The organism is Pseudomonas azotoformans, assembly GCF_900103345.1.
Lineage (GTDB): Bacteria > Pseudomonadota > Gammaproteobacteria > Pseudomonadales > Pseudomonadaceae > Aquipseudomonas > Aquipseudomonas azotoformans.
Map to the genome: position 1 here is coordinate 2,545,666 of NZ_LT629702.1, position 18,324 is coordinate 2,563,989.

Sequence of the window (18,324 nt, forward strand, 5' to 3'; positions counted from 1 at the left end):
GGGTTGGGATGAGCCAGTACAAGATCCAACACCAGGCCGTTCAATGATGAACGCCTGCCTTACAGCGGCAGGAGCCTTTCGGCCAACCGATAATCGAACCAGAGTGACTGGAGTGAGCTAAAAAGAACATGGCAAGGCGGCAATTGGCGCGCCTGGAAATAGCCAAGCGCAAGATGCTAGCACAGATGAACGGTCATCGCGGCGCTGCTATCTTGTGTAACCACAAAATCCGCGCTTTATAGCTGCAAAAGTGAACTTGAGCTGTACGCAATGCCTCAAAGCCACTGAGAATCGCCGTTCGTCCTCGACTCAAAGGAGCATCCTCATGATGCGTTTTACTTCTACCCTCGCTCTCGCCGCCTCCCTGACCCTCCTTTCCCTCGGTGCACAGGCAGCCGCCCCGTCGAACTGGCCAGCCGGTGCCCGTGACAGCTTCGTCAATGACTGCAGCGCCGCCGCCAGCCAGAACGTAGACGTCAAGACAGCCAAAGACCACTGCGAATGTGGCGCAGACAAGATCAACGCCGAATTGAGCACTGCCGAAATCAAAGAACTCATGACCAACCCGAACGCCAAGCCGGAGCTTAAAAACAAAGCCGTCGCGGCTATTTCGTCCTGCAAAGTCGTGAAGAAAAAGTAAGAACCGCCACAGATCAGACGGCTTTTTTACGGGTAAAACGGCCTGAAAACTGCCATTTCTCACAAATTACGCAGCTTTTACGGCTTTTTTTACCAGTTGATATTTCGAGCGAAAGCCCCGTAGACCGTGGCTTTCAGCCGGAACAGGTACTAAACGCAACGCTATTGATTAGCAAACAATGCCTTGGGGGGGCTCCCAAGCCGAACATTTCGACTATGATAGCCCGGTGTGCCCAGTTGGCCTGAGCAGCACAGCACTACTGAAAATATATGTTTCTTGGAGATACACCATGTCTAATCGCCAAACCGGCACCGTTAAATGGTTCAACGATGAAAAAGGCTTCGGCTTCATCACTCCTCAAGGTGGCGGTGACGACCTGTTCGTACACTTCAAAGCTATCGAAAGCGACGGTTTCAAAAGCCTGAAAGAAGGCCAAACCGTTTCCTTCGTGGCTGAGAAAGGCCAAAAGGGTATGCAAGCTGCACAGGTTCGCGGCGAGTAATTCTCCGCTGAGCTAAAAAAACCCCGTCCATGTGACGGGGTTTTTTATGGGTGGTGCAAAAGCCTTGTGAGACTTAGCCGCAATTGACCCGCGTGATCACCAGGTTGTCGTCAGTATTAAGGTTCAGGCGGTCGGAGCGATACTCCAGGGTGATCATGTCATTTGGCTTGAGGATCCGCGCGTTCTGCGCACCGGCACGGGTACGCGCCTGTTCCAGCAACTGGGGCGAGGCTTTCTGGCCGATCGTGAATTCGGCGGCCTTCGACTCACAGCGGCTATGACCGGCATCGGTCACGGCGGCGTCTTTGGCTGGCTCAGAGGCACCCGGGGTGCTGCAACCCGCCAACGCGAGTGCTGCCAACAAAGTACCGAATGATGCGAGCTTCCAAGGCATGAAGCCTCCTATGATAAAAAATGGACAGAGATCGTGCGACAGCAATTGGGCGGATTGGTTTCAAGACGTAAACCGCCGCCGGGCAAGTCTGCCTGAGTCTGGACAGGCATTCGCCCGTTCAATCGTGACCAGATATGAATGTGTTCAGTAGATGTCGATGTAGTCGAACGCAGGCTTTGGCCAGTTTTCCTTTAGTGCATTGAAGATCTGTGTCACCCAGACTTCATCACTGGCGGCAACATTGCCTACGTATCCGGAGCCCTTGGCCCACGTCTCCAGGCGAAACAGCAGGCCGTCGATATCCACGCCACCTACAACCCTTCCTGTAGAGATATAGGCGATCCCGGCCTTGGTCACCCGCAACTGAGCATGTTCGTCGTCACTGGCACTGGCGAGAAGTTGGCGCACATTCGCAAGCGTCAGGTTCTCGGGATTGTTCAAGTCGATCTGCACGCGGTGCTCCCCGGCAATTAAACAGGCAGACAGTGTCGCACAGCAGCAACGTCATGCCGAATCACCTCATGCCTAAGTATCAGTGCCAAACACGATGCAAAATGGTTAACTGGCCCGGTAAAAACCGCGTTCCAGCGCATTGCCCAGTACTTTCAGCCCCGCGAGACCTTCATGACCACCGTAACGCTCCAAGCCGATATCAAAGCCAAGTGGCCCCAAGGACAAAGCTCATACAGCCCCGGCAGCCCAGAGGAATTGGCGATTATCGGCATCGACCTGCTGGTCAAGGAACTGGGTACGCAGGCAGCGCAAGCGTTCATCGGCCAGATATTCGAGAAATACCCGGCCGATCACATGGGGGCACACGACCCCGAGCGCGAATAAGAACCGGCTGGCGAACGCCGACCGGTCAACCCATTACTTCAGACGCGCCAGGCGCTCGGTCAGCAGATCGAAGAAGCCTTGGGCATCACCGTTCTCCACCCAGAACGCGTTCTTCGGTTGTTTCAGGCCGTCGTACCAGTCGACGATGGTCTGGCCGAAGGTCGGGCCTTCACGGCTGTCCACCACCACGTTGACCTCGCGGCCGCTGAACAGCGAAGGTTTGAGCAGGTAGGCGATGACGGTAGCGTCATGCACCGGACCGCCTGGAATGCCGTAATGCTCCATGTCGCCCTTGACGTACTCGTTAAGAATATCGCCAACCACCTTGCTCGCATTGTTCTTGAGATCGGCGATCTTTTTCAGGCGCGCTTCACTGGTCAACACCTTGTGGGTCACGTCCAATGGCAGATAGGTCAGCTTGACGCCACTTTTGAGCACAATCTCGGCTGCAACAGGATCGGCGAACAGATTGAACTCCGCCACCGGCGTGATATTGCCGCCGTTGAAGTGCGCGCCGCCCATCACCACCACTTCCTTGATGCCTTGGGTGATGTCAGGTGCCTGGGTCAACGCCAGCGCCAGGTTGGTCTGCGGACCCAGCATGGCGATGGTGATGCTGTGCGGTTTGGCGGTGCTCAGGGTCTTGATCAGGTAGTCAACGGCATTGCCGTCAGCCAGGCCTTTTTTGGGCTCGTGCACAGTGACGCCGGAAATACCTTCCTTGCCATGGATATTCTCGGCGTAGATCGGCGTGCGCAGCAGCGGTGCGGGCGCACCGGCGTACACCGGGATTTCCTCGCGCCCTGCCCACTCGCGGGCCAGACGGGCGTTACGGGAAGTCTTGTCCAGGCGCACGTTGCCGGCGACGGTGGTGAGCGCACGAATGTTCAGTTCCTCCGGAGAGGCCATGGCGAACAGCAATGCCACCACATCATCGGCACCAGGGTCGGTGTCGATGATCAGGTCGATTTTTTCCGCCGCCTGGGCGCTTGCAGCAGTGAGCGCAGACAAAAGCAGGACACTCCGGAACAGGTTTTTCAGGGTTGGAAGACCATATTGCATAAAACACTCCTTGTCGTTGAGAACGCTAGAACGTTACGCCGGACACCAGCGCGATATTGCAGTAGGGCTGGCATTCACCGGTGCGCACTACCGCGCGCGCCTTGTGACTGAGCTGCTTGAATTCGTCATGGCTGACCAGGCGCCGCTCACCGAGGGCCGCCTGTTCTGTGAGCGCATTCAGTTCGGCCAACGCCGGTGGTTGCTTGAGCAAGATTTCTTCCGCCAGCACATGGCGCTCCACCTGCATCTCGCTGAGCACGATACGCAAGGTGCTGATGAAATCCGGAATGCCCTGGGTCAACGCCAGGTCGATCAGCTCGACACCCGGGGGCACCGGCAGGCCAGCGTCACCGATCACCAGGATGTCACCATGCCCAAGCGAGGCGATCACGCGCGACAGGGCAATATTGAGCAGAGGTGTCTTTTTCATGAGGGCACAAAACCTTGTACGTCGTGCAGCGTTGGAATAGAGGGTTGCGCACCGGCGCGGGTGACCGACAACGCCGCCGCGACCTGGCCAAAACGAATGGCCTCGGCCTCGCTCTTGCCGTTGGCCAACGCCGCAGCAAAGCCACCGACGAAGGTATCGCCCGCTGCCGTTGTGTCTACCGCCTTGACCTTGGGCGCAAGCAGATGCTCAAAATTCTGGCCGTCGGTAAACAGTGCGCCCTGAGAGCCCAGGGTGATGATGACTTTGCCGGCGCCCGCCTGGATCAGGTGGATGGCCGCGGCCTTGGCACTGTCAATGGAGTCGACGGCCACACCACTCAGTGCGGCAGCTTCGCTTTCATTGGGGATCAGGTAGTCAATCGAGGCGTACCACTCAGCCGGCAACGGCGCGCTGGCCGGTGCAGGGTTGAGGATCACCGTCTTGCCCAGCTCACGACCGCGCTTAAGGGCGTAGCCCACCGTATTCATCGGCACTTCCAGCTGGCAGACGATCACCTCAGCCGCCTGCAGCACCGCATCAAACGCCTGCAATGAGGCTGGCGTCAGTTCGCCGTTACTGCCCGCCACGATCACAATCGCGTTCTGGCTGCTGTCATCGACCACGATCAAGGCCACGCCACTGGAACCGTCCACGGTGCTGACGGCCTGGCAATCGATGCCTTCCACCACCAACGCATCGCGCAACTGGATGCCATAGGCATCGCTGCCGACACAGCCGATCATCGACACATCGGCCCCCAAGCGTGCGCAGGCAACCGCCTGGTTCGCGCCCTTGCCACCAGGCACGGTTGAGAATGTCTGGCCGATCAAGGTTTCACCGGCACGGGGCAACCGACTGGCACGGGTGACCAGGTCCATGTTCAAGCTGCCTATTACCACTACTTTTGCTGGCATACATCAGTACTCATCAATTCGGTTCAGCGGTATTGGGCGAACGTACCGGAGACAGGCGCCGTCGACTCACGCAACACGATGCTCGGCGTCACGATGCGTTGATCGATCGGCATTTGGGGTGTTGCAATTCTTCGCAATAACAGTTCGGCCGCCGTCTCGCCCAGTTGCACGATCGACTGCCCGACCGTGGTCAGCGCCGGGTAGACGTAACGGCTCATTTGAATATCATCGAAACCGATCACCGACAGCTCACCCGGTACGCGGATATTGCGCTCTGCCGCTGCACGCAACACGCCAAAACCAATCATGTCGTTGCTGGCAAAAATCGCACTGGGCGGGTTTTGCGCCAGCAAATGCACAGCAGCGGCATAACCGCCCGTGCTGGTGAAATCGCTTTCCTGGGTGCGGTTGGCGGCCACCTCGACACCGGCCTCTCGCAGCGCACGGTGATAGCCCGCCAAACGCATTTGCGCAACACGGGTATGGGCAGGGCCGCCGATACAAGCAATGTCGCGATGGCCCAGTTCGAGCAAGTGCCGGGTCGCCAGATAGGCGCCCTCCTCGTGATCGATACGCACCAGGTCCACATCAATGCCATCCAGCGCCCGGTCGACAATCACCATGGGCGTGCGCACCGCGCTCAAGCCGGCGGCGAGACCACTGTCATCGCCGCCCACCGAAGTGACGATCAAGCCGTCGATGCGCTTTTCCAGCAATACGCGCAAATAGTTGCGCTGTTTTTCGGCATTGTCGTCGGAGTTGCACAGGATCACGCAGTAGCCGTTACGCTCACAGTAATCCTCGATCCCCCGGGCCAACTCCGCAAAATACGGGTTGAGGCTGTTGGGCACCAGCAAACCGATGGTGGCCGTGGTCTTGGCCTTGAGTGAGCGCGCGACGGCACTGGGTACGTAGTCGAGCTGCTTGATCGCCGCTTCAACCTTGATGCGCACCGGCTCACTGACCGGGCGCGTCTTGTTCACCACATGGGACACCGTGGTGTAGGAAATACCCGCAAGCGCCGCCACATCCTTGATCGTTGCCATGATTCAGCCCCGCCGACTGGCGCGCTGGCTGCGGTAGGTATCGAGGACAACGGCAATCACGATCACGGCACCGGTGATGATGCGCTTCGTGGGTTCCGTGGCACCGATCTGCGCCAGGCCAGCCGCCAGTACCGAAATAATCAACACACCAAAAAAAGTACTGATCACCGAGCCGCGCCCGCCCATCAGGCTGGTGCCGCCGATCACCACGGCCGCAATCACTTGCAGCTCCAGGCCGGAACCGGCGTTCGGGTCCGCCGCTTCCAGGCGCGAAATCTGGAACAGCGCGGCCACACCGGCCAGCAGCCCCATGAGGCTGAACACCAGGATCTTGTAAGGCTTGGGATTGATCCCCGCCAGGCGCACGGCCTCTTCGTTGGTGCCGATACCGATCAGGTAACGACCAAACACAGTACGGGTCAACACCAGTTGCGCGACGATGATCACCAGCAACGCGATGATGAACGACGGCGAGATACCAAAGGCAATCGGGTTGGACAGCCAGGCGAACGAATCACCGATGTAGGCGGTACGCGAGCCGGTCATCTGGTACGCCACGCCCCGGGCCATTTCCAGCACGCCGAGGGACACGATAAACGAAGGTATGCGCCAAGCCACGGTGATCGAGCCGGTGATGGTACCGGCCAATGCGGCACAGCCCATGCCCAGCACGGCAGCCGGCAGCACACTCCAGCCCCAACCGAGGATTGCTACGCTGACAGCCGATGCAGCCAGTGCCAGCACCGAGCCCACCGATAGGTCGATCCCGCCGATGATCAGGATGAACGTCATGCCCACCGCCAGCACCATCAGGTCCGGAATCTGGTTGGCCAGGGTACTGAAGGTGTCATAAGACAGGAAGTGATCGCTGAGCACCGAGAACAGCGCAATCATCGCCAGCAAGGCACCCGCCAGGCCCAGGTAGGTGCCCAGGCCGTAGAAGTTGCCGCCGGTCTTGCCAGGGGAGGTTGTAGTTTTCATGGGTTATCCCTAAGCACTGCGTCGTTGAGCAGCGCATCACGTTTCTGATAGCCGGCGAAGGCCGCGGCGAGCAATTCATCCTGGGTCCAGCTGTCGCGCTCGAATGTCTCGATCAAACGCCCGGCGGACAATACGCCGATGCGGTCGCAGATCAGCATGAGTTCGCGCAGGTCGCTGGACACCACCACCAGCGCTTTGCCCTGGCGGGTCAACTCGCCAAGCAAGGCGTAAATATCGAATTTGGCACCCACGTCGATGCCACGGGTCGGTTCGTCAAACAACATCACCGAGCAGTCGCGTTCCAGCCAGCGGCCAATCACTACCTTCTGCTGGTTACCGCCGGACAGTTCGGAAACCAGCTGCGCCGGACTGGAACTGCGGATGCGCATGGCGTCGATCTGACGCTTGGCCAAGGCCGTTTCATTGCGGCTGTTGACCACCCCACCGCCGGAAATTTCCGGCATGTTGCCCAGGGCAATGTTGGCACTGATGGACTGGGTCAGCAGCAGGCCTTCACCCTTGCGGTCTTCGGTGATCAGCGCAATGCCATGGCCCACCGCGTCCACCGGCGAGCGAATGCTTACCACCTGGGCCGGCGAACCGAGCGCCACGGTGCCGCTGTCGGCCAGGTCGGCGCCGAAGATCAGGCGCAACAACTCAGTACGACCGGCACCAATCAGGCCGGAGATGCCGTAGATCTCGCCCGCGTGCACTTCAAAGGACACGTCGCGAACCTTGTCCGAGCGGGTCAGGCCTTTTACCGTCAGGGCCGGGCCGCCGATGGTGCGCGGGCCCAGGTCGATGTGTTCACCCAGCTCACGACCGACCATCAAGGTGACCAGTTGCTCACTGTTGTAATTGGCCATCGGCTCGACACAGACCAGCTTGCCATCACGCAGGACCGCAATGCGCTGGGCAACACGGGCCAGCTCTTCCAGCCGGTGCGAAATATAAATGATCGCCACGCCCCGGGCCTGCAAGCGGGTGATCTGTTCAAACAGCATCTCGACTTCACGGGCCGTCAGCATGGCCGTGGGTTCGTCAAGGATCAGTACGTGGCAGTCGCCGATCAGGTTGCGGGCGATTTCGACCATTTGCTGATGGCCAATACCCAGGCTGCCAACCAGCGTATCAGGGTCGATGGCGTCCAACCCGACCTGGGCCATGGCCTCGATCGCGGCTTTTCGCAGTTGCTTGCGGCTGATCCAGCCACAGTGGCTGGGCAGGTTATCCAGGAACAGGTTTTCGGCAACGGTCAGCGTCGGCAGCAGGTTGAGCTCCTGCATGACCATGCGCACGCCCAGCTCTTCGGCCTGGGTGCGGCTACCAGGGCGGAAGTCCTGGCCGTTGAACTGCATGTGCCCGGTGGTCGGCGTGACCAGCCCACCAATGATCTTCGACAGCGTGCTTTTGCCTGCGCCGTTCTCACCGGTCAGCGCCAGCACCTCCCCGCGATTCAGCGTCAGGGTGATGTCGGACAGAACCGGTTGGGCATAGGTCTTGCCGATACCGCTGACCGAGAGGACAGCGTTCGGGGCGGAAGATGACATAGGAAAATCTCCAGGCGCCCGCTCAGGACGAGCGGGCGCTGTTGGGTGCTGCCAGGATTACTTCTTGCGGACGAGTTCGACCGGGGTTTCGATCACGCCATCTTTGGCATCGACTTTCTCACCCTTGACCAGCTTGAGCGCATTCTGGATACCGAACACGGCTTGCTGGGCAGCGGCCTGGTCGGCGGTCGCCAGGACACGGCCGTCCTGCAGCATCGGCTTGATGGCTTCGATGTTGTCGTAGCCTACGACCTGCACCTTGCCAGCCTTGCCGGCCGCACGCACGGCAGAAACTGCGCCCAAGGCCATGTTGTCGTTACCGGCCAGCAGGGCCTTGAGGTCAGGGTATTCACTCAGCATGGCGGACGCCACTTTCTGACCCTGGTCGATTTCCCAGTTGCCGGATTGGGTGGAGACAATCTTCATGCCGGCAGCGTCCATCGCATCCTTATAGCCTGCGGTACGTTGCTGGGCGTTGGTGGTGGTCGGCACGCCTTCGATGATGCCGACCTTGTCACCCGAGGCCAGTTGCTTGGCCAGGTAGTCGCCGACCAGCTTGGAACCTTTGCGGTTGTCCGGACCTACGAAAGGGATGTCGAGGTTCTTGCTTTTGAGCACGTCCGGGTCCAGGCGGTTGTCGATGTTGACGACCTTGATACCGGCATCGGAAGCCTTCTTCAGCACGGTGACCAGTGCCTTGGAGTCGGCAGGCGCGATGACGATGGCGTTGACCTTGGCGAGGATCATCTGGTTGACGATGTCGATCTGCGCGCTGGTGTCGGTTTCGTTCTTGATACCGTTGGTGATCATGTCGAAATCGGCGGCGTGCTCTTTCTGATATGTCTTGGCACCTTCCTGCATGGTGACGAAGAATTCATTGGCAAGGGATTTCATGACCAGGCCGACCTTGGGTTTGGCGGCGTCATCGGCAAATGCAGAGGAGAGAGGCAGGGCAGCAGATGCAGCAGCAAGCACAGCGACAGCAAGAAGACGTCCAGCGAATGGCAGCTTCATGGGTTCACTCCGATCTTATGATTATTGTGAGCAACGCTTGCACCGAAGACCCCTTCGGCAGCCTTCCCACCCGGGCGGCTGGTACGAGCTGTCACGATACTCAAGGAGTGCTCCGTGAAACATCTCGCAAACGTTTGCGTTATTCAAACTATGAGAACCTTGTCGAGATTTGTCAACGGTTGAAAACAGCCTTTCATCCACGCCATCCCTCACGCTTGACCATGGATGCAGTTAAACATCGCACACCCCCAGTCGTTCTCTAAAACGACAGGCTGGTGCGCATGATTCATGCATCCCCCAAAGCCTGGCGGTCAACTTTTTCGGACAACCGAACGCAATACAGTCCGATGTTCGGAAAGCCGGACAAGCACATGATCAACAAGCCCGAAAAATCAATATTAATTGTTATAAATCAATAATTTAAATTGTTTTTGCGTTCACGCTGAGCCTGGTACAGATCCTGCTCTACCCCATCACCTCGTGGCATTCAGAACCGCCCGGGTGTTCTAGATGAACCTGCTACAGCAATCATCAAAAACCAGAGAGAAAAATAATGAAATCTGCACTGAAGACTTTTGTTCCGGGCGCGTTAGCCCTCCTGCTGTTGTTCCCCGTTGCCGCCCAGGCAAAGGAAGTTGAAACCAAAACCAAACTGTCCAACGTGGTGATCCTCGCCACCGGCGGCACCATTGCTGGCGCCGGTGCCAGCGCAGCCAACAGCGCCACCTACCAGGCAGCGAAAGTCGGTATCGAGCAATTGATCGCTGGTGTTCCTGAGCTTAGCCAGATCGCCAATGTGCGTGGCGAGCAAGTGATGCAAATTGCGTCCGAAAGCATCAACAATGAAAACCTGCTGCAACTGGGTCGCCGCGTCGCTGAACTGGCCGACAGCAAGGACGTGGACGGCATCGTGATCACCCACGGTACCGACACCCTGGAAGAAACCGCCTACTTCCTGAACCTGGTGGAGAAAACCGACAAGCCAATCGTGGTGGTCGGTTCCATGCGACCAGGCACCGCCATGTCGGCTGACGGCATGCTCAACCTGTACAACGCCGTGGCTGTTGCCGGCAGCAAGGATGCACGCGGCAAAGGCGTGCTGGTCACCATGAACGACGAGATCCAGTCGGGCCGCGACGTCAGCAAGATGATCAATATCAAGACCGAAGCGTTCAAGAGCCCATGGGGCCCACTGGGCATGGTGGTTGAAGGCAAATCCTACTGGTTCCGCTTGCCGGCCAAGCGTCACACCATGGATTCGGAATTCGATATCAAGAACATCAAGAGCCTGCCGGACGTCGAGATCGCCTATGGCTACGGCAACGTGAGCGACACTGCCTACAAGGCCCTGGCTCAAGCAGGCGCCAAAGCCATCATCCACGCCGGTACTGGCAACGGCTCCGTGTCCTCCAAAGTCGTACCTGCGCTGGTGGAACTGCGCAAGCAGGGTGTACAGATCATTCGCTCTTCCCACGTGAATGCCGGCGGCATGGTTCTGCGCAACGCCGAACAGCCTGACGACAAATACGATTGGGTCGCTGCACTCGACCTGAACCCGCAGAAAGCCCGCATCCTGGCCATGGTCGCCCTGACCAAGACCCAAGACAGCAAAGAGCTGCAGCGGATCTTCTGGGAATACTGATTCCTGACTGCCCCCCCTGTAGGAGCGAGCTTGCTCGCTCCTACACCATCATGCCCCGCCCTACACCCAGTTGCCTGAAGTGCTGTAAGACGAACTTCTTGAATTTTAAGTGGTTGCGAAATCGCCTACAGTTAAATACTGTATGTGCGTACAGCTTATTAAGGAATACTCCGTGGCAAAGTCCTCTTCCGCAGCGCCAACCGCACCTGATGCCTACGAACGCCTGGCTGTTCGCGTGCAAAAGATCATCAATTCAACCAACGCCCAGAAAGCCAAGGCAGCGTTGATCTTCCGTTTGCCGGAAGAGCCTGAGGATGAATGGGCGCGCTTACTGGAGGAAATCGCTGAGAACGACAATGTCACCCTCGCCTATCGTGACGACGGTGGCGTACAGATTTTCTGGGTTGTACCGAAGGAAGATTGATTCAATGAGTGTCCGTTTTATCGCGGTGTGCTGCCTGTTTTTTGCCGTCACCGCCCACGCCCAGGCGCCACGCACGTTCAGCGAAGCCAAGAAAATCGCCTGGAAGCTCTACGCCCCACAATCCACCGAGTTCTATTGCGGCTGCAAATACACCGGCAACCGCGTGGACTTGAAAGCCTGTGGCTACATCCCCCGCAAAAACGCCAACCGTGCCGCACGCATCGAATGGGAGCACATTGTTCCCGCCTGGCAGATCGGGCATCAGCGCCAATGTTGGCAGGACGGTGGGCGCAAGAACTGCACGCGCCGTGATGACGTGTTCAAACGCGCCGAAGCGGACCTGCATAACCTGGTGCCAAGCATCGGCGAGGTCAACGGCGACCGTAATAACTTCAGTTTTGGCTGGCTGCCGGTACAAAGCGGGCAGTACGGGTCATGCCTGACCCAGGTGGATTTCAAGGCCAAGAAGGTCATGCCACGCCCTTCCATCCGGGGAATGATCGCCCGCACCTATTTTTATATGAGCAAACAGTACGGCTTGCGCCTGTCGAAACAGGATCGCCAGTTGTACGAAGCCTGGAACAAAACCTACCCGGTGCAAGCCTGGGAGCGCCAGCGCAACCAGACTGTGGCGTGTGTGATGGGGCGCGGCAATGAGTTTGTCGGCCCGGTGAATCTGAAAGCCTGCAGTTGAAAATGGGCGAAACTCCCGCCCACCCGACGCGTTACTGCGCAACCTTGTGCTCGATAACCTGCGATTCGGTATCCGTTTTCTTGGCGCGGGCCATTTTCTCGTTGAGCAGCGCCTGCTTGGCCTCCGCTTCAGCTTTGGTCGCGAACGGGCCCAGCAGGACTTCGTCCTTACCGTCCACCTTCACGATGTAAAAGTTGAAACCATGTTCCAGCAACCAGGCCGTAAGGTCGGTGATAGCTTGTAGCTTGTGGTCCGGCGGCCCTACCCACACGTCCCATTCCTGCGCGGCAATTGCGCCGGTCTGAGGCTGGCTTTCGGTCACGGCAGGCTTGGTCTTGGGTGCCTCGACCCGCTTGCCCTCACCGCAACCTACCAACGCCAACACCGCCATTGCCATCGCTACTTTACGCACTGCCCTGCTCCTTTAAAGATAAAGAGGCGACTTTATCATTCACTGTCTATTCTGGCCGTCATAAACGTTGGCTTAAACAATGCGAATCATGTATCGCAGACCTGTATGATGCCGCCATGGGAATTAATGTCGCCTCTATGCGTCCTAAAAAGAGGCAGTCACAGGGAAGCGCTTAGCAGTAAGCTACACACATCCGACACCTGCCCTGTCTGAAACATGTGTCCTTAAAAGTAATCAAGGAGAAGTCCATGCTGATACTCACCCGAAAAGTTGGTGAAAGCATAAACATCGGTGATGACATCACGATCACCATCCTGGGCGTCAGCGGCCAGCAAGTACGAATCGGCATCAACGCACCCAAGGATGTTGCCGTGCATCGCGAGGAGATCTACCAGCGCATCCAGGCCGGCCTGACCGCTCCGGACAAAAACCAGACGCCTTGAAGTGCCTTCAGTAGCCAGCCCTTTCGTTCACTGTAATGGCTGGCGAAAAAACCTTCCCACCGCTCTTGTCCTTGCTGCGTGACTGACGTCGCCAATGTGTTCATCTTCATGGAAAGATGAAACTGTCTTCACGCTTGGAACTAGTTGTTTCGCTCACAGCCGAATCTCCTGACTGACATCCAACCCTCCATGTGCATTCAGGAGCACGTCGATGAGGCCTACTACCACGCCGCCGTTTGCCTACAGGTCTTGGATGATTGCCTTATTGATAGGGCTGGTGTTTGTAGCGCTGGCGTATGGCTTAAGGTTTGCAATCGAAGGCGCTGGCTTGGCAGCACCTCACTCCTGGCTGGACTTGTCGCTGCTGCTTGGCGGCTATCTGTTTCTTTTCTGCCTCCAGCCCATCCAGAAAGCCATACAGCGCAGGCTGTGCCGGCAAACGACGCGTTGATGGCGGGTTCTTCGCTATCAGATCGCCGGTATTCTCAGCACCACAACACCACCTATGCTTGGCCGTGCATGGTCTGTGAAAGGTACTAGAGCAAATGGATACCCTGAGTAAATCCCAAATCGAATCAGCACTTGCGGCCCGCCTGCCTAGTTATCAGGTGACCTGCACATTGCACGCCGACGGGACCCTTTCGGCCGTACTCAGCGGCCCGGAAACCGACCATTTTGCCATTACCGGGATTGTGCGCGCGCATTATCGCGGCACCAAAGCGATCGCACGGCTCGCCAATGAAATCCTCCGGGAGATGGTTCTGTCCCGCCAAGGCATGAGGAATGAACGGATGCAGCCTCCTGATGCTGCCAGCGCCGAACAAGACCTAGACCGGTAACGAGTCCGGTCTTTCCGTATCAGCCTGCCACGCTCTGCAAGTACAACAGGCCGTCTGCATCACGCTGTACTTTTATCTGCTGGTACCCATCAATCGAAGGATGGTCAGTGGCCATAAGCGTGTGATGCGTCGACGTCACGACCATCACATCCGCCCCAGCAGCCTCTCCTGCACGAATGCCCACCGTCGCATCTTCAAACACCAGGCATTCCTGCACCGGCACACCCAGGCGCTGCGCCCCCAACACATAACAATCTGGATTCGGCTTGCCGACGGCCACATCTTCAGCCGTCACCAATACCGCCGGCGGCGCAATGCCCGCGGCTTGCAGTCGACGCAACGCCAACTCCCTTGGAGCAGAAGTGACCAACGCCCATTGATCACCCGGCAGGCGGTTCAGAAACGCCACGGCGCCGGAAATCGCCACAACACCTTCGACATCATTGATTTCAGCCTCGGTGATCCACTGCGCTTCAACCTCGGGATCGACGCCAGGCAATGCCTGGCGTGTGATGGTGTCGATCGCGCGGGCACCGTGAATAGTGGTCAAGAAAGCCGCCACGTCCAGGCCATGACGTTCAGCCCAGATGCTCCACACCCGCTCAGCAGCGGCAATGGAGTTGAGCAAGGTCCCATCCATATCAAACAAAAAGGCACGGTAACGGCGATTGAACACGGCTGAACCTCGGATAGACACTGAGCGAATTCCTCATGGGCGCAAAAATGATAGGCCCGATGCAATCTACGGATCGCCTTGGCGCTTGTAAACGCTACCGAGGTCGATTGCATTACAGGTTTGTAATGGAGCGGTAAGTCTTACCAGCACCCTCACTTCATACAGTGAAGTCGTCAGTCACCCACACCGGATGACGCCACTTCCCACTGATGAAAAGGGTCCCCCGATGAAACCTGCAAGCAAACTCTGCCTGATCGCCGCCAGCCTGCTGATGCTGGGCACGGGTACCGCCATGGCCGGCACCGTGGCGCCGGTCAAAGCCAATAACGTGGTGCTGGTTCACGGTTCCTGGGCTGACGGTTCAAGTTGGTCCGAGGTGATTACCCGCCTCCAGGCCGCCGGTCTGCACGTCACTGCGGTGCAGAACCCGCTGACCTCGGTGGCCGACGATGTCGCCGCCACCAACCGTGTACTGGACCAGCAGGACGGCCCCACTGTGCTGGTCGGCCACTCCTACGCTGGCACCGTGGTCAGCGACGCCGGGGCCAACCTGAAGGTCAGCTCCCTGGTGTACGTGGCCGCACGCGCGCCGGACGCCAATGAAGACTTTGTCGCGCTCTCGGCAAAGTATCCGAGCATGCCGGTGCGAGCCGGCGTTGAAGACCACGACGGCTACCTCACCCTGAGCCAGGAGGCCTTCCTCAAGTATTTTGCCGGCGATGTGCCGCATGCCAAGGCCCTGGAGCTGTACGCCGTGCAGCAGCCCATCACCAAGACCCTGTTCAGCGGTCGCACCGTCAACGCCGCCTGGCACACCAAGCCTTCTTGGTATGCGGTGTCGGCGAATGACCAGACCATCAATCCGGACCTGGAGCGCTTCCTCGCCAAGCGCATGAACGCCACCACCATCGAGCTGCCTTCAAGCCACCTGTCGCTGGTGTCCCACGCCAAGGAAATCACCGACCTGATCCTCGAAGCCTCCGGCCGCCAGCCCTGAGCCCTGCATTACAAACTTGTCATCATCCTGTTGGTTGGCTGTTCGGGGTGCCTGGTTACTGTGAACTCACCGCCACGATCTGGCAGCCAACCCCTTAAGAGAGATACCGCCATGAAACTGTTTATCCTCGGCTTTGCCGCTCTGCTCGCTACCGGTTCCGTGTTTGCTGCTGAACCTGTGATCCATGACAAAACCGGCTTCTTCGTACACCTGGATGTGGCCAAAGTGCTGTCGAGCACCGATACCTACGGCCAATGCGGCATCGTCCCAGCACGACTCGACTATCTGGACAGCCAGGGCCGCGAACACGTGCTGGACTACCAGGTCCAGGGCATCGGTTGCGCCAGTGATAATTGATCGGGCTACACTTGCGCCACGCATTGAGACAGGGCACTCCCATGAACATTCTCGTAGTCGAAGACGAACCCAAGGCCGGCAATTACCTGCTCAACGGCCTTCAGGAACTGGGCTACTCCGTCAGCCTCGCCCGTGATGGCGTGGACGGTTTGCACCAGGCCCTGGAAACACCGTTCGACGTGATCGTGCTGGATGTGATGATGCCAAAAATGGACGGCTGGGAAGTGCTGCGTCGCCTGCGCAAGGAAGCGGATACGCCGGTACTTTTTCTGACGGCTCGCGATGACATTGCCGACCGCATCAAGGGCTTGGAGCTAGGTGCCGATGATTACCTGATCAAGCCTTTTTCCTTCGCTGAACTGGTGGCACGCTTGCGAACCCTGACCCGTCGCGGCCCAAGCCGCGAAGAGGAACAACTGCAGATCGCCGACTTGCAAATCGATGTGCTCAAGCGTCGCGTCACCCGGGCCGGCACCCGTATCACCCTGACCAACAAAGAGTTTGCCTTACTGCACCTGTTCGCAACTCATCAGGACCAGGTGCTGTCCCGTTCACTGATCGCGTCGCGGGTGTGGGACATGAATTTTGACAGCGACACCAATGTGGTTGACGTGGCCGTACGGCGCCTGCGTCTGAAAATCGACGACCCTTTCCAGCTCAAGCTGATCCACAGCGTGCGTGGCATCGGCTACCGCTTCGATACCCAACCATGAACACACGCCATCATTACTCCCTGACCCTGCGCCTGGCGTTGATCTTCGCCCTGCTCGCCTTCGCCTTGCTGGCGACCCTCGGCGTGGCACTGTATCGCGAGTTGGAGCGGGAACTGATCATGCGTGACGACGCAGCCTTGATCTACCGCATCGATCAGTTGCGCAACCTGCTCAATGACAGCAACACCCTGGACCTGATCAAGACCAAGCCGGAGTTGTTCCAGAACATGCTCGGCAACCGTGAGTCAGTGCTGAGCATCGCCGCGCCAGGCCAGAAGCCGCTGCTGACGGTCAATCCCGGCAATATCGACCTGCCAGACGTTCCGCCGGTCCCCAATAACCACGAACTGACGTTTGCCGACGTGCACCATTTTCCCGGCATCAATGGGGTACCCTTTGCAACCCTGGCCGCGTCCATCGACTCCGGTGACCTGGGCAGCCTGCAAGTCACCACGGGGCGCCTGATGACCGAACGCACCGCCGTACTCGCCAGCTATCGCTTGAGCGTTTACATCCTGGCGGGCATTGCTGCAATTATCCTGGCAGTGGTCGGTTACCTGCTGGTTCATCGTGGGCTGGTGCCGTTGCGCCGCCTGGCCCGGCACGCCCAGGGCATTGGTGTCGGCAACCTTGCCGAACGCCTCGACAGCCACGGTGCGCCGAAAGAACTGCTGCCGATGATTGATTCGTTCAATACCATGCTTGAGCGGCTGGCCAAGGGCTTTGTGCAACTGGGCCAGGTATCCACCGACATGGCCCACGAGCTGCGCACGCCCATCAACAATTTGCTGGGGGAAACCCAGGTCGCCCTGCAACAGCACCGCAGCATTGAAAGTTACCAGCAGTTGCTTGCGTCCAATGTCGAAGAGCTTGAACGCCTGGCGCGGATGCTCGACAACATGCTGTTCCTCGCGCGCACCGACCCGGCGAGCGCTTTGCGTCTACGCCAGGAACTCAGCGCCGTGGATGAGGTGGAACGCATCGCCGAGTACTTTGAGGGCTTGGCGGGCGATGTGGATATCAGCATTCGTGCCGAAGGTGAAGGCGTGATCTGGGCGGAGCCGATGCTGCTGCGCAGAGCCCTGGCAAATCTGTGTGCCAATGCCATCAAATATGGTGCACCAAGTACCGAGCTGGAGATCCGCGCCGTGCCAAGCGCCGAGGGCATTCACCTGAGGGTCAGCAACCAAGGAGAGACTATCGCCGCCGAGCATCTGCCGCGCCTGTTCGAACGATTTTACCGAGTGGATGAGTCACGGGAACGTTCGGCGCTATCAAACGGGTTGGGGTTATCGATTGTGGCAACCATCATGCAACTGCACAACGGACGGTACAGCGTGAGCAGTGAGGCAGGTGTGACGTGTTTTGAGTTGTTCTTTCCGAAACGGGAAGACTGAGCGCAAACGCCCGGTGTTATTTTGCAAAGGTTTGTCTCTTAACCGCTCGACGCAAGCCAGGCTAATCTTGCTTCCCAATCGGCTCAAGGTAGAGCCGGCAGCGGTAAAACAATGGAGAGATTCCGAAATGGAAATGCGATTAGGTTTACTGGAAAAGGGGCTGGCTGAAATGAATGAGAAGCTGATCACCGTTTCGAGCAAGGCAGATGCCATGGACAAGCACTTCGCTTCCAAGGCAGACCTGGCAACTACTGAACTGAACCTTATCAAGTGGTACGTGGCAACCGCATTCGCCATGACTGGCCTGGCTTGCGCGATCACCTTCGGGCTTACCCGTCTGTTTGCGATTTGAGGAGCATC

General features: G+C 58.2%; 25 protein-coding genes. 14 read left to right on the top strand and 11 right to left on the bottom strand.

The genetic code is table 11. From position 1 onward, the window contains the following. The first annotated feature begins 325 nt into the window (after positions 1–325). Entirely contained in the window at positions 326–640 is a 315-nt protein-coding gene (locus tag BLR69_RS11100; RefSeq protein WP_081049314.1) for a hypothetical protein, read from the top strand. Positions 641–929: 289 nt separating this feature from the next. After that, positions 930–1,142, top strand: coding sequence for a cold-shock protein (locus BLR69_RS11105; protein ID WP_003234260.1), 213 nt, complete (start codon positions 930–932; stop codon positions 1,140–1,142). Between the two features lie 73 nt (positions 1,143–1,215). On the opposite strand, the gene BLR69_RS11110 is transcribed toward BLR69_RS11105, so the two are convergent. Both BLR69_RS11110 and BLR69_RS11115 read right to left on the bottom strand, forming a co-directional pair. Further along, on the bottom strand, positions 1,216–1,536 hold the full coding sequence (locus tag BLR69_RS11110) for an I78 family peptidase inhibitor (RefSeq protein WP_071492188.1): 321 nt from the start codon (positions 1,534–1,536) through the stop codon (positions 1,216–1,218). Between the two features lie 144 nt (positions 1,537–1,680). Next, positions 1,681–1,989, bottom strand: coding sequence for a hypothetical protein (locus BLR69_RS11115; protein WP_071492920.1), 309 nt, complete (start codon positions 1,987–1,989; stop codon positions 1,681–1,683). A 171-nt stretch (positions 1,990–2,160) separates the two neighbouring features. Between BLR69_RS11115 and BLR69_RS11120 the strand changes: the two genes are divergently transcribed. Then, positions 2,161–2,373: a hypothetical protein gene (locus BLR69_RS11120; protein ID WP_010209115.1), complete on the top strand. Its 213-nt coding sequence runs from the start codon at positions 2,161–2,163 to the stop codon at positions 2,371–2,373. Between the two features lie 33 nt (positions 2,374–2,406). Here the strand turns inward: BLR69_RS11120 and BLR69_RS11125 are convergent, their stop codons facing one another. Genes BLR69_RS11125 through BLR69_RS11155 form a run of 7 tightly spaced genes read right to left on the bottom strand, consistent with a single transcriptional unit; the run spans position 2,407 to position 9,370 of the window. Next, positions 2,407–3,435, bottom strand: a complete 1,029-nt coding sequence (locus BLR69_RS11125; protein WP_071492919.1) for a nucleoside hydrolase — start codon at positions 3,433–3,435, stop codon at positions 2,407–2,409. A gap of 25 nt (positions 3,436–3,460) precedes the next feature. Next, positions 3,461–3,865, bottom strand: a complete 405-nt coding sequence (gene rbsD, locus BLR69_RS11130; protein WP_071492918.1) for a D-ribose pyranase — start codon at positions 3,863–3,865, stop codon at positions 3,461–3,463. Continuing rightward, positions 3,862–4,779: a ribokinase gene (rbsK, locus tag BLR69_RS11135; RefSeq protein ID WP_071492917.1), complete on the bottom strand. Its 918-nt coding sequence runs from the start codon at positions 4,777–4,779 to the stop codon at positions 3,862–3,864. The genes rbsD and rbsK overlap by 4 nt, the downstream gene beginning before the upstream one ends. Positions 4,780–4,802: 23 nt before the next feature. After that, a complete protein-coding gene (locus BLR69_RS11140; protein ID WP_071492916.1) occupies positions 4,803–5,825 on the bottom strand; it encodes a LacI family DNA-binding transcriptional regulator in 1,023 nt (340 codons plus the stop codon). Between the two features lie 3 nt (positions 5,826–5,828). Further along, positions 5,829–6,806 (bottom strand): ABC transporter permease, encoded by a 978-nt coding sequence (locus BLR69_RS11145; RefSeq protein ID WP_034107535.1) that lies wholly within the window; start codon positions 6,804–6,806, stop codon positions 5,829–5,831. Further along, on the bottom strand, positions 6,803–8,356 hold the full coding sequence (locus tag BLR69_RS11150; protein WP_071492915.1) for a sugar ABC transporter ATP-binding protein: 1,554 nt from the start codon (positions 8,354–8,356) through the stop codon (positions 6,803–6,805). Before BLR69_RS11150 ends, BLR69_RS11145 begins: the two co-directional genes overlap by 4 nt. A gap of 57 nt (positions 8,357–8,413) precedes the next feature. Next, the gene (locus BLR69_RS11155) at positions 8,414–9,370 is read right to left on the bottom strand and encodes a sugar ABC transporter substrate-binding protein (protein ID WP_071492914.1); all 957 of its coding nucleotides are present in this window, start codon (positions 9,368–9,370) and stop codon (positions 8,414–8,416) included. 553 nt (positions 9,371–9,923) lie between these two features. Here BLR69_RS11155 and BLR69_RS11160 point away from each other — a divergent pair. The 3 genes from BLR69_RS11160 (at position 9,924) to BLR69_RS11170 (ending at position 12,130) form a co-directional block, all read left to right on the top strand. Further along, positions 9,924–11,012: an asparaginase gene (locus BLR69_RS11160; RefSeq protein WP_071492913.1), complete on the top strand. Its 1,089-nt coding sequence runs from the start codon at positions 9,924–9,926 to the stop codon at positions 11,010–11,012. Between the two features lie 172 nt (positions 11,013–11,184). Next, positions 11,185–11,436: a DUF1654 domain-containing protein gene (locus BLR69_RS11165; RefSeq protein ID WP_083365800.1), complete on the top strand. Its 252-nt coding sequence runs from the start codon at positions 11,185–11,187 to the stop codon at positions 11,434–11,436. Between the two features lie 4 nt (positions 11,437–11,440). Next, on the top strand, positions 11,441–12,130 hold the full coding sequence (locus BLR69_RS11170; RefSeq protein ID WP_071492911.1) for an endonuclease: 690 nt from the start codon (positions 11,441–11,443) through the stop codon (positions 12,128–12,130). A 31-nt stretch (positions 12,131–12,161) separates the two neighbouring features. Here the strand turns inward: BLR69_RS11170 and BLR69_RS11175 are convergent, their stop codons facing one another. Then, entirely contained in the window at positions 12,162–12,527 is a 366-nt protein-coding gene (locus tag BLR69_RS11175; protein WP_071492910.1) for a penicillin-binding protein activator LpoB, read from the bottom strand. A gap of 263 nt (positions 12,528–12,790) precedes the next feature. Between BLR69_RS11175 and csrA the strand changes: the two genes are divergently transcribed. The 3 genes from csrA (at position 12,791) to BLR69_RS11190 (ending at position 13,824) form a co-directional block, all read left to right on the top strand. After that, complete coding sequence (gene csrA / locus BLR69_RS11180; protein ID WP_003192511.1) at positions 12,791–12,985, top strand: carbon storage regulator CsrA; 195 nt, start codon at positions 12,791–12,793, stop codon at positions 12,983–12,985. A gap of 211 nt (positions 12,986–13,196) precedes the next feature. Beyond that, positions 13,197–13,436: a hypothetical protein gene (locus BLR69_RS11185; RefSeq protein WP_071492909.1), complete on the top strand. Its 240-nt coding sequence runs from the start codon at positions 13,197–13,199 to the stop codon at positions 13,434–13,436. A gap of 94 nt (positions 13,437–13,530) precedes the next feature. Then, positions 13,531–13,824 carry a hypothetical protein gene (locus tag BLR69_RS11190; RefSeq protein ID WP_071492908.1) on the top strand — a complete coding sequence of 98 codons (294 nt, stop codon included), beginning with the start codon at positions 13,531–13,533 and terminating at the stop codon, positions 13,822–13,824. A gap of 19 nt (positions 13,825–13,843) precedes the next feature. Here BLR69_RS11190 and BLR69_RS11195 read toward each other — a convergent pair whose 3' ends face one another. Further along, on the bottom strand, positions 13,844–14,521 hold the full coding sequence (locus BLR69_RS11195) for an HAD-IA family hydrolase (protein WP_071492907.1): 678 nt from the start codon (positions 14,519–14,521) through the stop codon (positions 13,844–13,846). A gap of 205 nt (positions 14,522–14,726) precedes the next feature. Between BLR69_RS11195 and BLR69_RS11200 the strand changes: the two genes are divergently transcribed. The 5 genes from BLR69_RS11200 (at position 14,727) to BLR69_RS11220 (ending at position 18,316) form a co-directional block, all read left to right on the top strand. Beyond that, positions 14,727–15,497 carry an alpha/beta fold hydrolase gene (locus BLR69_RS11200; RefSeq protein ID WP_071492906.1) on the top strand — a complete coding sequence of 257 codons (771 nt, stop codon included), beginning with the start codon at positions 14,727–14,729 and terminating at the stop codon, positions 15,495–15,497. 111 nt (positions 15,498–15,608) lie between these two features. After that, positions 15,609–15,854 carry a DUF2790 domain-containing protein gene (locus BLR69_RS11205; RefSeq protein ID WP_025857849.1) on the top strand — a complete coding sequence of 82 codons (246 nt, stop codon included), beginning with the start codon at positions 15,609–15,611 and terminating at the stop codon, positions 15,852–15,854. Positions 15,855–15,895: 41 nt separating this feature from the next. Beyond that, positions 15,896–16,567 (top strand): heavy metal response regulator transcription factor, encoded by a 672-nt coding sequence (locus BLR69_RS11210; RefSeq protein ID WP_015884955.1) that lies wholly within the window; start codon positions 15,896–15,898, stop codon positions 16,565–16,567. After that, positions 16,564–17,964 (top strand): heavy metal sensor histidine kinase, encoded by a 1,401-nt coding sequence (locus BLR69_RS11215; RefSeq protein WP_071492905.1) that lies wholly within the window; start codon positions 16,564–16,566, stop codon positions 17,962–17,964. Before BLR69_RS11210 ends, BLR69_RS11215 begins: the two co-directional genes overlap by 4 nt. Positions 17,965–18,091: 127 nt before the next feature. After that, positions 18,092–18,316, top strand: a complete 225-nt coding sequence (locus tag BLR69_RS11220; RefSeq protein WP_058426270.1) for a hypothetical protein — start codon at positions 18,092–18,094, stop codon at positions 18,314–18,316. Positions 18,317–18,324 lie beyond the last annotated feature (8 nt).

What these genes read in the sequence shown, in the direction of transcription:
- BLR69_RS11100 (WP_081049314.1), top strand. Translation starts at nt 326, where the DNA reads ATGATGCGTTTTACTTCTACCCTCGCTCTCGCCGCCTCCCTGACCCTC.
- BLR69_RS11105 (WP_003234260.1), top strand. Translation starts at nt 930, where the DNA reads ATGTCTAATCGCCAAACCGGCACCGTTAAATGGTTCAACGATGAAAAA.
- BLR69_RS11110 (WP_071492188.1), bottom strand. Translation starts at nt 1,536, where the DNA reads ATGCCTTGGAAGCTCGCATCATTCGGTACTTTGTTGGCAGCACTCGCG.
- BLR69_RS11120 (WP_010209115.1), top strand. Translation starts at nt 2,161, where the DNA reads ATGACCACCGTAACGCTCCAAGCCGATATCAAAGCCAAGTGGCCCCAA.
- BLR69_RS11125 (WP_071492919.1), bottom strand. Translation starts at nt 3,435, where the DNA reads ATGCAATATGGTCTTCCAACCCTGAAAAACCTGTTCCGGAGTGTCCTG.
- rbsD (WP_071492918.1), bottom strand. Translation starts at nt 3,865, where the DNA reads ATGAAAAAGACACCTCTGCTCAATATTGCCCTGTCGCGCGTGATCGCC.
- rbsK (WP_071492917.1), bottom strand. Translation starts at nt 4,779, where the DNA reads ATGCCAGCAAAAGTAGTGGTAATAGGCAGCTTGAACATGGACCTGGTC.
- BLR69_RS11140 (WP_071492916.1), bottom strand. Translation starts at nt 5,825, where the DNA reads ATGGCAACGATCAAGGATGTGGCGGCGCTTGCGGGTATTTCCTACACC.
- BLR69_RS11145 (WP_034107535.1), bottom strand. Translation starts at nt 6,806, where the DNA reads ATGAAAACTACAACCTCCCCTGGCAAGACCGGCGGCAACTTCTACGGC.
- BLR69_RS11150 (WP_071492915.1), bottom strand. Translation starts at nt 8,356, where the DNA reads ATGTCATCTTCCGCCCCGAACGCTGTCCTCTCGGTCAGCGGTATCGGC.
- BLR69_RS11155 (WP_071492914.1), bottom strand. Translation starts at nt 9,370, where the DNA reads ATGAAGCTGCCATTCGCTGGACGTCTTCTTGCTGTCGCTGTGCTTGCT.
- BLR69_RS11160 (WP_071492913.1), top strand. Translation starts at nt 9,924, where the DNA reads ATGAAATCTGCACTGAAGACTTTTGTTCCGGGCGCGTTAGCCCTCCTG.
- BLR69_RS11170 (WP_071492911.1), top strand. Translation starts at nt 11,441, where the DNA reads ATGAGTGTCCGTTTTATCGCGGTGTGCTGCCTGTTTTTTGCCGTCACC.
- BLR69_RS11175 (WP_071492910.1), bottom strand. Translation starts at nt 12,527, where the DNA reads ATGGCAATGGCGGTGTTGGCGTTGGTAGGTTGCGGTGAGGGCAAGCGG.
- csrA (WP_003192511.1), top strand. Translation starts at nt 12,791, where the DNA reads ATGCTGATACTCACCCGAAAAGTTGGTGAAAGCATAAACATCGGTGAT.
- BLR69_RS11185 (WP_071492909.1), top strand. Translation starts at nt 13,197, where the DNA reads ATGAGGCCTACTACCACGCCGCCGTTTGCCTACAGGTCTTGGATGATT.
- BLR69_RS11190 (WP_071492908.1), top strand. Translation starts at nt 13,531, where the DNA reads ATGGATACCCTGAGTAAATCCCAAATCGAATCAGCACTTGCGGCCCGC.
- BLR69_RS11200 (WP_071492906.1), top strand. Translation starts at nt 14,727, where the DNA reads ATGAAACCTGCAAGCAAACTCTGCCTGATCGCCGCCAGCCTGCTGATG.
- BLR69_RS11205 (WP_025857849.1), top strand. Translation starts at nt 15,609, where the DNA reads ATGAAACTGTTTATCCTCGGCTTTGCCGCTCTGCTCGCTACCGGTTCC.
- BLR69_RS11210 (WP_015884955.1), top strand. Translation starts at nt 15,896, where the DNA reads ATGAACATTCTCGTAGTCGAAGACGAACCCAAGGCCGGCAATTACCTG.
- BLR69_RS11215 (WP_071492905.1), top strand. Translation starts at nt 16,564, where the DNA reads ATGAACACACGCCATCATTACTCCCTGACCCTGCGCCTGGCGTTGATC.
- BLR69_RS11220 (WP_058426270.1), top strand. Translation starts at nt 18,092, where the DNA reads ATGGAAATGCGATTAGGTTTACTGGAAAAGGGGCTGGCTGAAATGAAT.